Genomic DNA, 11,347 nt, shown 5'->3' with positions numbered 1-11,347 from the left:
AGGGCCAGGCCCACCCCGGCCAGCAGCGCGAACAGCGCGGCCGAGTCCCCGGCGAAGAGCAGGTAGCTCCACGTCGGTTCCCCGGTGGTCTCGGTCTCCTCCGGCAGGATGTGCACGGCGATCAACCCGATTAGCGCCAGGCCGCGGGCCGCGTCCACACCGACCAGGCGCGGCGTGCCACCCCACCGACCGGTGCGACCGGCGCCGCGGCCGTCCTGCGGACGAACCGCGGAGTCCCCGCCGTTGCTCATCTCGACCCCTCCTGGTGGTGCCCGGACCCGGGCGGCACTAGGGCCCGATGAGGAGGAAGCAGCAGGCGCCCGGAACCCGTCCGTAGGCCCTGCATCTCCCCTGCACCTTGCCCTGCGCCTTCCCCCGGCACTGCCCCCAGGATGGGGCGCCCGGGTGGCGGTCGGGTCGAGCCCACATGGAGATTCGATCAAGAAACCGGTCGCCCCTAGAAGGCTCACCATGGTCTGCGGAAGTCGACGACGGGCGGATACTAAGCAGATGCGACCCCGCCATCGACAAATCCCTACAGCAGCACGGTCCGCCGCTAACCGTGTCCTAGGTCAAGCTGCGTCGCTGAGAAGTTCACAAGAACCCTGCCATTGTGGCTCTCAGTGTTGATGCGCGAACGGCTGTAGCGGTAGCTATGGCCTTGCTTCCAGGAGTTGCTGTTGCTGGTGGTGCCGACGGGCCTGGATCTGTGCCCTAGTCCGATCAGCATGTTGCCGCGACTGGGACTCGAAGTCCACGACGATACGGGCAATCAATGCCACCGCCGCGATGAGGAGCAGAACGATCGCCGCCGGCTCGGGTGCAGCACTAGTTCCGACCGACAAGCTCAGCTCGATCATGGCCGCCACAGCTGCCGTGCCGCCCGCGCCTGTGGCGATGCTCATCAACATTCCTGCCATGGGGAGCCTCCCGGGGATGAGCACTAGACGTTTGTCTATGCAAAACAGGCTAGTAACGTGACTCCCCAGTAATCAAGAGAGGACGCGTGTCACGTGTCCACATTTTGAGACAGGATGGAGGCCCCGCTCACCCCCTGCCTGCCTCTGATGGGGCGACGGCACTACCGCAAGAGTGGGTGACACCTGGGTTGGTTTGCTGTACGAGAAGAGGCCATATGTGGAACCCATAGGGGACCTCGAGCAGGTTCCGATGAAGCCACCCGGAGCTCAAGCAACCCGGCGTAGTCGTCATGCCCGTTTACCCCGCGCGATGAAAAGGCCCGCACAGGTGCGCCATACGCATCACGATGTCCACACGCACAACGTACTCAGATGGTCGTCGCCTGCGGCAGCTCCCGGATCCGCCGATAGAGCGTCGCCCGCGACATCCCGAGGTCCTTGGCCACTTGGGTGGCCGGCTCACCGCCCTCGATCAGCCGCAGCCCGTTGCGGATCTGCGAGTCCGTGAAGGTCTGGCGCCGCCCGCCCAGATCCTTGCCGGCGGCCCTCCGCTTGGCCACCGAGTCGGTGATCCGCTCCCGCTTGATCTCCAGCTCCATCTGGGCCAGGGCGGCCATCACCGTGAAGACCATCGACCCCATCGGGGTCGCGGTGTCCACGTCTCCCCCACCCAGGTTGAGCACCCGTAGCCCGGCTCCCCTGCCTCGCAGTGCTTCGGCGAAGGCCAGCATGTTCTGCGTCGACCGCCCCAATCGGTCCAGTGTAGTAATGACCAGCGTGTCGCCCTCCTCGAGCGCGTCCACCGCCTTGTCGAAGGCCGGACGGGACGCACGTCCTCCAGACACTCCATGGTCCACATAGATGTCATCGCGTCGCACGCCGGCGGCGAGCAAGTCAGCCACTTGACGGTCGGCGTCCTGTTGCCGCGTCGACACCCTGGCGTACCCGATTAGCTTCCCCATGTCCACCTCATCTGTCTCGCAACTGACGTTGAGTATCCGATTCTAGGGGCATGGATAAAGCACAAGGATGCGAGACACCCGGATCCGCGGAATCATGCGGGAGCAAATTTCCCGGACGAGACGTCTCGCATCCCCTGGCTTGAGAGACGATGGGTCCTGTGCCCTCAGAGCTCGGGGTGTTGCCCTAAACAGGGGATCGCCCGTCCTATGGTGGGGAGGTGGAAAACGAGGACATCACAACTGAAAAATTGCGTGCAGCTGCTATCCGCGTCGCCGCATCAGTTATGGCCGACGATCTCGCCGATCGGCCACTGGAAGTCATCCTCGAACAGCTCCTTATCACACACGCACCGCAGCCGATCGTCATCGACGTAGCCGATCGCTACTACGAGCATGACGGAAGCCGGTTCGAATTGAAGTACCCGTTTCGTGGTGATTTGAAACTGCTCATAGAGGTGAGCGAAATGGTGAGTAGAGGACAATCAACAGGTGGCCAGTCGGTCGCCGAGTTCGCGTTCAACGTTGATCACCAACTCGGGGAAGACTTCGCTGACCAACTTGCCCAACTTGTCACAAAAATCGAGGAGAAACTCCTCGAGGACGTACGCACCGCTAACGAAATAATCGGGCAACGTCAGGCTGTATTCGCGGAAACGTTGCGTGCAGAGCTGCAGCCACGTTGGAAGATGACTCGGGCCCTGCGTGGGGCGATGGAGCAATTGCAGGTGCCGCTGACACGGCCAACAAGCGGCCGTGTTGAGGTACCCGTTCGACCGGCGCCGCTGTCGATGCGGGTACTCGAAGAGGCGGCGGCTACTGGGGCGCCACAGTGGGCTCTGGCCGATGACATGGCGGAATCGGTCGTTCAGACAATCGCTTCGTTCTCAAAAGCACTCGAGCGCCTGCCGGGAACAACCAAAAAACTACTGGAGCAGGACGAAGAGACACTGCGTGATGTGCTGCTGTTCGTGCTAAACGCCAACTTCCAGGGACAGGTCACGGGTGAGACTTTCATCGGTCAGGGCAAGTCAGACTTGTTGCTGCGATGGAAGGACCGCGACGCTTTCGTGGGTGAATGCAAGATTTGGAAGGGCCCTCAGGCACTGACTGCCGGACTGGAACAACTACTGACCAGGTACACCTTGTGGCGGCAGTCCCGCATCGCGCTGATCGTGTTCATGCGCGGCCACAGGAATGTCACCGATCTGATTGATTCGGCTCACGCAGCGATCAGCGCACACCCGCGCACACAAAGGTTGATCGATGCAAGTGAACCGGCTTCCCGTGGGGACTACGAAGTTCTGGCTAGTGATGACGAGAAGCGACTGGCACACCTCACGTTCCTGCCTGTGGTGATCGATTGATAGACGGGGACTGGTGGCAACAACTACTCATGCGGGGGATCACCCAGGCGATCTCCGTCGAAGCGCTTTTCAGCAGCCAGCGTTCCTTTGAGTACCGAGGCTGAGCGCCGCCGCCGCCGAGAGCTGATGAAGCGGCATACGCGGTGGGGGCGTGTCACGCCCAAGGATGTGCAGGCCTTTCGAGAGTTGAGCGAGGGCGACAAGCTGTTCGTATTGACAGAGGTACTAGCTCGGGGCGGAAGCGCGGGCAACACCTCTGGAGTGGCCCTGCTTATCGGTCTTTCAGCCCTGATCGTCAGCGCGGGCAAGGGCGTAATTGAGCCATTGATACCACTGTTGGTCTTGGCCGTGACGTTCCTGGGACTACTCACTCTTGCCGTAAATTCTCGGATGCATAACGCTGATAATCGAGCGCGAATCTACGAGAAATACCTGACAGATACAGCCAATAGGGAACTCGTCGACGAAGGCAGAGTAGCAAGGTTTGACAACCACAGAATCCGTCGCCCTGCTCACGTAGCGCCACGGCTCCTACGTCGAGGTTCGAGATAAGGTCCGACACGCCCTCACGGAGGATCCGGATGACTCCTGCTTCTCAATCCCCTGGCAGGGGAGAGCGCCAGGCAGATTTTCAGCCCACCCATGGGAAGTTAGTTCGGCTAGAGTAATTCAGCCGTGTATATATTGACGGTGCAAGCCATGATGGAATCAATGAAAAGGGGCTGAGTTGGCGCAGAGCGTGAAAATTATTCTGGAAGACGACCTCGAGGGTGGTCCTGCTGACGAGACCGTCCAGTTCAGTCTGGACGGCCGGCAGTACGAGATCGACCTTTCTACCGCCAATGCCGAGAAGCTGCGGGAGGCCCTGCGCCCCTACGCAGCCGCTGGCCGGCGAGCCCAGTCCAAACCCACCCGGACCACTACGTCCCCCTCTTCCGGTGGTAACCCGGAGACGGCGAAGATCCGCGCCTGGGCGAAGGACAACGGATACAAGGTCTCCGACCGCGGCCGGATCCACCAGTCCGTCAAGGACGCCTACTACGCCGCTCAGTAGACCCCCACTCCCCCACCCGGACACGCCTTCGGACCTGTCCGGGGTGATCCGGGACATCGGGGCTCGTGCCAGCAGCCACGGCCGCGGCATCGCCACCGAACGCCTCGGGACAGAGCTCGAGCGCGGGAGCCGTTAGCGTGGTCACTTCCTCTCGGTGAGCAGCGGGTGACGGACTGACGGTCCCTGTCCGGCCCAGGATTGCCGGGACGCCCCGCGTCCACACTGGACAGCGCTGGTCGTCCCTTCGGCCCCCGACAACTGCCCCTCGCTGGGGGTCAGCCCTGGCCCCATACGGACGGGGAGTGGGCACCCGCGTCGTTCGACAACCCACGGAACCACCCACCCCATCCCGCCGCCTGTCCAAAGAATGAGGAACCCGACCCACCACCACCGGTGAGCCGGGTTCCTTCCTCTTGGACCATGGGAAAACAGCCCGCAGTTACGCCCCTCCCCCACCGGGGCCCGGGTGTTATCGGTTGATCTGTTGGGCGTAGGCGCGCACCGCGTTCTCGATCACGGCCCGGGCGGTGCCGTCGTGCTCGGTGAGCTCCTCGATCAGGTCGGAGACGTCCTGGGCCACCCGCACCCCGAGCTGGATGGTGGGTTCCCGGCGCGGCCGCCCCCGCCCGCGCTTGGGCGCAGACACCGCGGGTTCCGCTGCCGGTGCCGCCTGCACCGGCGGGGACGACACCACCGGCGGGGACGACACCACCGGTGTCGCGGGCTGGGGTGAGGTAGCGCGTGGGGGTGTGTAGTCGACCGGGTCGATGTGCTCATCCGGGGCCGGGCGGGGCCGGCGACGCTGGAGCGAGGCGGGACGCTCGGGCTTCTCGGTCATCGCAGCACCTTCTTCGCGATCGCGGTGTAGGCATCCAGCACCCGGGCGCCCTTGCGGTACTGGCCGTACCACTCCCCCGAAATCCGCACCTCCTGGACGATGGCCCGGTCGGGGATCAGCGGCTCCAGGAACAACCCCGTGGCCCGCAGCTCCTCAAGGCTGGCCACGGCCGCCCGGCTCATGATCGTCTCCTTCACCCCGCCCACGACGATGCCGGCTTCGGTGAGGGTGTCCGGGGCGCCGAGATGCTGGCGGTGCCGGCGGAACTGGGCGACCGTGCGCCGGGCCCCTTCCACCCCGTCGATGCCGTCGCTGGTGGCGGTGGCGGCGTAGACCACGGTGTCCGCCGCGTTCAACGCCGACAGCGTCAACGGACCGCCCTGCCGGTTGGGGCAGTCGATGACCACCACATCGGCCGACAGACCGGTCAGGGAGATCTTCAGCCGCAGCTCCGCATGATCAGCCCGGTCTGCCTCCCGGTTGGAGACGTTGCGAGCCGAGGGAATCACCCGCAGGTTCGGGTGCCACCCACTGGGCACCGCGAGATCCTCGGCCCAGCCTTCAGGATTCTCATCACCCAAGATCGCACCGACGTGCATTCCTTCAGCCGATGGCTGCACTCCGAACCACTTGGTGGAAGCCGCACGGGGGTCGAGATCAACGAGTACTACTTGGTGCCCCTCAGCGGCAGCGACCATTGCTAGGGAGACAGCGGTGGTCGTCTTGGTGACACCGCCAGATTCGCTGTAGACCATCAGGGTTTGCATGCGTTCATGCTACCAAGCTAGGGAGCATTTTATCTAGCTATACATATACCTCGCTTGCTCGCTAGCCACCATGATAGCTAGAGATCTATCTACCAAAAAATGTAGATGCTGGTCTTGTCCGGGCGTTGAGGCTCCCGCTGCTTCCCTTTGGCAATCATTTTGGAGGCCCGCCAGGGCCGAGAAAATGTGCGGCAGTCCTCGTCCGCTGACTTACTTCAGTGAGTCGGCGGCTAGCTCGCACCATGGCAAACTCCCCGTCGATTCGAGCTCCTTCGTAGGCTCAGGGCATGACTAAATCCCCCCAGGAGTCGTTGCTCTCCGTGTCTGAAGAGGAGCTGGCTCACCTTCGTCGGTTCCTGATTAAGCTCGACCACTCCCTTGCCTCGTTCGACCCCATGAAGATGCCGCCGGCGGTTCACGCCAAAACGTCCCTTGCAGGAGATGACAAACACATGGGCGGTTGGCCGATCAGCATGTTCGCCCATTCCGGCCTCGTGGCTACAGCAGGGAATCTGGCGTCTCTCCGCGACTTGATCGTGATTGAGGAGGGTGATGGCCATGTACAGGTTCGTGCCCGGGCCCATGGGCCGTTCGCACTGGTGCGGGCGGCGCTGGAAAGCGCAGCTCAGGTGGCGTGGGTGATGTCTCCACACGGTCGCTACGAGCGGATCGCGCGAAGGTGGGCCCTGCGACACGATGAACTGCAGATGCAGCAATACTCCATGGAGGATTACCTCGAAGATTCAAAGCTCAAGGAGATCGCCCAGCGAGATATTGAGAAGCTTGGCCGGGCCCGCGCTCGTATGCGCGAGCTCATCGACGGCACCCCCTCCCTCACTTGGAGACAGGTTAGGAATCAGGATTCTAAGTGGACCTCGCTATTCAAAGACCTGGAAGCCCGTCACGAGCTGTTCCAGGATGTGCGGTTACTGTCCATCTGGCGCATCTGCTCCGGCTTGTCCCACAGCAAGGAGTGGGCGGGGCTGCACTCTCTAACGCACAAGCCATTGGAAGGTGCTGCCGAGGCCGGATCAGCTGATTCGCTTCCCCACCTCGTCGGGATGGACTACGAAACTCTCTCCACATACGGATCGGCCGCAGCGTTCATGATGGACCTGGCAGTATCGCTGTACCGGCGAGGGCTGACGGTCCAGCGATGACCCAGGGCCGCGTCGACTTTTACGAAACGGTGCGCAACTCAGCCCAGTCAGTGGTGTAGCGCGGGGACAGGTCGGCTTGGCGGTTGGCCCAGGGGGTGGGGGCGTGGGCGCCGAGTCGGCCCAGGGCGAGGGTGCCGGTGCCGAAGCGGCGGTTCACGGCGTCGATGAGCTCCCCGATCGGGGCCGGCTGCTCGAGTACTCCCGGCAGAACAGGCACGGACCCCTCGGGGGCGAGGTCCATACAGAGGATGCCGGCGCGCATGTAGGACATCCCGTGCACCAGCTTGGGCGCCAGTGCTGCGCGGGCCGCGGCCACCAGGGGAGTGGGTTCATTGGTGGGCACGGCCAGGCGCACGTGCGCGGAGACATTGTGGGTGGGCCCGGGCCGGTGCGGGGAGGTGCTCGCGAACACTGTGAAGCGCCCGGTGACCTCGCCTTCCTTCCGGAGCCGGCGGGAGGCGCGTTGGGCGAACTCGGCCACCGCGGCCCCGACGATCTCGGGGTCCCAGATGGGGTCCGGGAAGGATCGGGAGACCAGGATCTGGGCCTTGGTGGCGACCTCGTCCTCGACGGGGATGGCGGGGAAGCCGTTGAGCTCCAGGACGGTGCGCATCTGCACCACGGAGAACTTGTGGCGGATGGCCACCGGGTCGGCATCGCGCAGGTCGGCGATGGTCTCGATGCCCATTGCTTCCAGGCGCTTGGCCAGCCGTCCGGCGATGCCCCAGACCTCGGTGACGGGCAGGGCCTCCATGAGCTTCTCCCAGTACCCGTCGGGGGCCTGGTCCCAGTGGACCACCCCGCCGGTGGCGGGCAGCTTCTTGGCGGTCTCGGTGGCGATCTTTGCCCGCGTCTTGGAGCTGGCGATGCCGATGCTCACCGGTAGTCCGACGTTGCGGGCCACGGTGGCCTTCAGTCGGCGGGCCCACCGGGTCTGCTCCTCGGGGGTGCCCTGGGGTGGGAGGAGGAAGCATTCGTCGATGGAGTACACCTCCTGGCCCAGTGCGTGGCGGGCCAGCAGCAGCATCACCCGCTCCGACAGGTCGGCGTAGAGCTGGTAGTTGGAGGAGCGCTTTTCCAGTCCCCAGCGTGTGGCGTCGGCGCGCAGCTGGAACCAGGGGTCACCCATCTTGATCCCCAGTGCTTTGGCTTCGGGGGAGCGGGCGACCACGCAGCCGTCGTTGTTGGAGAGCACCACCAGCGGCTTGCTCGCCAAGGAGGGCTCGAAGAGGGCCTCGCAGGAGGCGTAGAAGTTGTTCACGTCCACCAGGGCAATCACGGGGTACCACCTTGTTTGGCCCGGCTAGTGCAGTTTCCGGGAGTGGACGTGGTGGATCGAGTAGGTCACCACACCCCATACCTGGAGCTGGGTCATCGAGGGAATCGTGATGTCGGGATAGGCGGGGTTCTCCGCGTGGAGGACCACGCCGTGGTCGTGGACGTGCAGGCGTTTGACGGTGAACTCGTCGTCGTAGACGGCGATCACTACATCACCGTGTTTGGGGGTGATGGATCGGTCCACGAGGATTTCGTCGCCGTGGTAGATCCCGGCTCCTTCCATGGAGTCTCCGGTGACCCGGAATGCGTAGGTGGAGGTGACGTCTCTGATCAGGACCTCGTTGAGGTCGATCCGGCCGTCGTCGAAGCTGTCCTGGGCAGGGGAGGGGAAGCCAGCCGGGACTCGGACCAGGACCGCAGAGACCAGCACGGGGCGGTCAATGGTGAGCGGAACTGGGTGTCTCATGCCGCCAGGATAGAACACATATTCTAAAGCTCAGCACATGAACACAATTGACTCGTACAGATATACGGTTTGGCTAGTGCCGATGCTGCGGATTCTCCCCCGCCGACCGGACACGCCAAGGGTCCGGCTACGGAGCCGAGGCGGGCGCACCAGCGGCCTGGTTCTGGCCGGCGGCGATCTGGGCGGCCCAACGTTGCCGGAACGGCTGGCGAGGGCCATGGGCGTAGGAGGACGCTGGGACGGCCGCGGCGGCCGCCGTGCGGGCCGCGTAGCGTTCGGCGGCCGCCCGTGCTGCCGCCCGGCGCTGGGCGGCCTCGGCGGCGACCCGCTGGTCCCGCGACCGCATCGGGGTGCCGTCGGAGTGGGTCCAGGCGCGCATCCGGGCGCCCAACCAGGCGGCGGGGTTGTCGATGCCCTCCACGGTCAGGAAGCCGTAGCGGGTGCCCTGAGGGGTCCAGTCCAGGGCGGTGAGCACATCAGCGATGGTCCATCCGGCCTGGAAGAACGGGCGGCACACGCTCACCACGTGGGCGGTTGTGAGCTGGCGCAGCACGATGGCCTCGTGCTGGAGCTCCAGGGCCGCCGCCCGTTGAGTCTCCTTCCGCGCCCGACGGGTCACCCGTTCCGTCAAAGGCTCCGTCGTCGCATGACGGGGCCACAGCGGGGCTGTACGACGGCTCAGGGCGGCGACCACCTCGCGCCGCTGTGCGGCGCGTTTTCGGGTCGGTCGCGGCGTAGCCGCGTCCTTCGGGGAAAGTTCTTCGCGCGCGTGCGGGGAAAGACTCTCCCACTTCGTGGGGACCGGGGTGTCAGTTATCTCCACAGGCTCAACTGCCGGCTGGACGGTGTTGTGGATGAGGGCGTAGACGGGGGCCTCGCCCTGGGTGCGGCCGGTGGCGGCCGGGGTGCGCCCCGCGCTGCGGCCGGTGGCCACCACGGCCAGCAGCCCGGCCTCGCGCAGGTGACGGATCACCCGCGCCACGGTGGAGCGGGAGCGGTCAATCTTCGCAGCGACCCAGTCCCAGGTCGTGCGCCAGGTGCGCGAGGCGGGGTCCTGCTGGCGGCAGATGATCTCGACGACGGCCAGCAGGTTCGCCCGGGCATCGGCACGCATCAACTCCAGGCTGGGGTGCTCCAGGACGGCTCGGCGCCAGGCGGCGACGTGCTTGACGAGCTGGCACCCCTTGGGCACCGCCCGCAGCACGACAGCCTTGGAACGCTCATGCTCCACCCGCACCCGACGGGTACGCGAGGGGAACTCTCGAGCGGTCTCGAGGGCAGCGTCAGGGGAGGAGTGTGACCGAAAATCGGCATGCGTCAGTGAGGAGGGGTCCCCTTGCGGGAACGCCTCAGGTACACTAGGGGACACAACAGTCCCCTGGTAATGGGTTCATATGCGGTTCTCATCCGGTTTCTGTTGAACCAGCTGTTCTAGGTCGCCAAACTCACGACAGCTGATTGACTTCGACGGCCCGCCCTGCAAGGCGGGCCGTCAGTCGTTTAAGCGGTTTTGGTGATGGGAAGCTCCTCAGCGTTCTGCCGATCGTCTATCGCGTTCGGCAATCCGTGGTCGCGGTCGATCAGCGCACCGATGTAATCGGCCTGGGACAGGCCAAGAGCGGCCGCCTTCTCAAAAGCGCGGCGGTGCTGTTCAGGGAGCACCCGCATGCTGAACGGGACTCTGCGCCCGATCATCTTGGGGGGCTCGTATTCCTTCATGTGCTCAGCATGACACATGTACATGACAGTGAACAGCGTCAAGTCCCCGTGTCGGGCTTACTTGCTGCTACCCATGTCATGTGTCTGGTGGCCGACGACGTCCCACTGGTTGTTGTGCTTCTCGAGGTAGATGACGACGTGGCGTTGGCCGGTGGCCTCGATCGGGTGGCTGTCGCGGCTGATCCATCGCCAGGTGAGGTCGTAGGCGCGGATGGCTTTGTCTGCGGCGACGTCGCGGGTGACGTCGCCGACGGCTGGGATGAGGCTGGGGGCGCTGTAGGCCTGGTGTTCTGCTGGTTCGAGCCAGGCGGCTTGGTTGCCGTTGCGCTCGGGCTCGACCTGATGGGCGGCCCACTCTTGGGACATCAACGGTGTGGCGCGGATGGCGGCGGCGGTTTGGGTGCGGTCGGTGGCTGTGTCCCAGGAGTGCAGCATCAGCGCGGCGGTTTCGGCTGTGGCCTCCACATCGGCCCGGTCCGCGCTGCCCGGATCGGGGAAGGTGCCTTCTCCGGGGGTGAGCTCGGTGGGGGAGGGCGTGGCCGTGGCAGGAGTGGTGGTCTGCTCGCTGGTCGGCTGTGTCCCCTCGGGCCCGCAGGCGGTCAGGGGCAGCAGGCACAGGGTCAGGGCGGTGATCAGGCGGTGTCGGGTCATTTCGGCCATGCTCCTTTCTGTTTGAGGATGGGCTCGGGGTCGATGTTGTGTCCCTGGTAGGGGAAGACGAGGTCGGGGGCGTCGGAAAAAAGAAGCGTCCGCGGTTGCCCTCGGTGCCGATGACGTCGCCGCGTTTGAGCTTTTGGCCTTTGGCCACGTCCCAGGAGT

12 protein-coding genes and 1 pseudogene are annotated in these 11,347 nt (G+C 64.7%); 3 read left to right on the top strand and 10 right to left on the bottom strand.

From position 1 onward, the window contains the following. From GMA12_RS17870 to GMA12_RS17860, 3 genes and pseudogenes are all read right to left on the bottom strand, one after another. Positions 1 to 251 (bottom strand): annotated as a pseudogene (locus tag GMA12_RS17870) (hypothetical protein); the annotation flags it as partial. 402 nt (positions 252 to 653) lie between these two features. Continuing rightward, entirely contained in the window at positions 654 to 905 is a 252-nt protein-coding gene (locus tag GMA12_RS17865) for a PEP-CTERM sorting domain-containing protein (RefSeq protein ID WP_156270537.1), read from the bottom strand. Positions 906 to 1,288: 383 nt separating this feature from the next. Further along, the gene (locus GMA12_RS17860) at positions 1,289 to 1,882 is read right to left on the bottom strand and encodes a recombinase family protein (RefSeq protein WP_156270538.1); all 594 of its coding nucleotides are present in this window, start codon (positions 1,880 to 1,882) and stop codon (positions 1,289 to 1,291) included. Positions 1,883 to 2,100: 218 nt separating this feature from the next. Here GMA12_RS17860 and GMA12_RS17855 point away from each other — a divergent pair, with 218 nt between their 5' ends. Together GMA12_RS17855 and GMA12_RS17850 are read left to right on the top strand one after the other, a co-directional pair. Continuing rightward, the gene (locus tag GMA12_RS17855; protein ID WP_156270539.1) at positions 2,101 to 3,246 is read left to right on the top strand and encodes a hypothetical protein; all 1,146 of its coding nucleotides are present in this window, start codon (positions 2,101 to 2,103) and stop codon (positions 3,244 to 3,246) included. Between the two features lie 727 nt (positions 3,247 to 3,973). Further along, positions 3,974 to 4,300: a histone-like nucleoid-structuring protein Lsr2 gene (locus GMA12_RS17850; protein ID WP_156270540.1), complete on the top strand. Its 327-nt coding sequence runs from the start codon at positions 3,974 to 3,976 to the stop codon at positions 4,298 to 4,300. A 469-nt stretch (positions 4,301 to 4,769) separates the two neighbouring features. Here the strand turns inward: GMA12_RS17850 and GMA12_RS17845 are convergent, their stop codons facing one another. Continuing rightward, entirely contained in the window at positions 4,770 to 4,946 is a 177-nt protein-coding gene (locus GMA12_RS17845; protein ID WP_156270541.1) for a hypothetical protein, read from the bottom strand. 188 nt (positions 4,947 to 5,134) lie between these two features. Then, complete coding sequence (locus GMA12_RS17840; protein WP_156270542.1) at positions 5,135 to 5,905, bottom strand: ParA family protein; 771 nt, start codon at positions 5,903 to 5,905, stop codon at positions 5,135 to 5,137. Positions 5,906 to 6,192: 287 nt separating this feature from the next. Here GMA12_RS17840 and GMA12_RS17835 point away from each other — a divergent pair, with 287 nt between their 5' ends. Continuing rightward, positions 6,193 to 7,065, top strand: a complete 873-nt coding sequence (locus GMA12_RS17835; RefSeq protein WP_156270543.1) for a hypothetical protein — start codon at positions 6,193 to 6,195, stop codon at positions 7,063 to 7,065. Between the two features lie 19 nt (positions 7,066 to 7,084). On the opposite strand, the gene GMA12_RS17830 is transcribed toward GMA12_RS17835, so the two are convergent. From GMA12_RS17830 to GMA12_RS17810, 5 genes are all read right to left on the bottom strand, one after another. Then, entirely contained in the window at positions 7,085 to 8,344 is a 1,260-nt protein-coding gene (locus tag GMA12_RS17830; RefSeq protein WP_162459968.1) for a Y-family DNA polymerase, read from the bottom strand. Positions 8,345 to 8,368: 24 nt separating this feature from the next. Beyond that, positions 8,369 to 8,809: a LexA family protein gene (locus tag GMA12_RS17825; protein ID WP_062737464.1), complete on the bottom strand. Its 441-nt coding sequence runs from the start codon at positions 8,807 to 8,809 to the stop codon at positions 8,369 to 8,371. Between the two features lie 127 nt (positions 8,810 to 8,936). Next, the gene (locus GMA12_RS17820; protein WP_156270544.1) at positions 8,937 to 10,040 is read right to left on the bottom strand and encodes a hypothetical protein; all 1,104 of its coding nucleotides are present in this window, start codon (positions 10,038 to 10,040) and stop codon (positions 8,937 to 8,939) included. Positions 10,041 to 10,309: 269 nt separating this feature from the next. Beyond that, the gene (locus GMA12_RS17815) at positions 10,310 to 10,528 is read right to left on the bottom strand and encodes a hypothetical protein (RefSeq protein ID WP_156270545.1); all 219 of its coding nucleotides are present in this window, start codon (positions 10,526 to 10,528) and stop codon (positions 10,310 to 10,312) included. Between the two features lie 57 nt (positions 10,529 to 10,585). Next, complete coding sequence (locus tag GMA12_RS17810) at positions 10,586 to 11,179, bottom strand: hypothetical protein (protein ID WP_156270546.1); 594 nt, start codon at positions 11,177 to 11,179, stop codon at positions 10,586 to 10,588. Between the last annotated feature and the right edge of the window lie 168 nt (positions 11,180 to 11,347).

Origin of the sequence: Kocuria sediminis (assembly GCF_009735315.1) — a bacterium.
Classification (GTDB): Bacteria; Actinomycetota; Actinomycetes; order Actinomycetales; family Micrococcaceae; genus Kocuria; species Kocuria turfanensis.
This window is presented reverse-complemented; position numbering and strand designations above follow the sequence as displayed.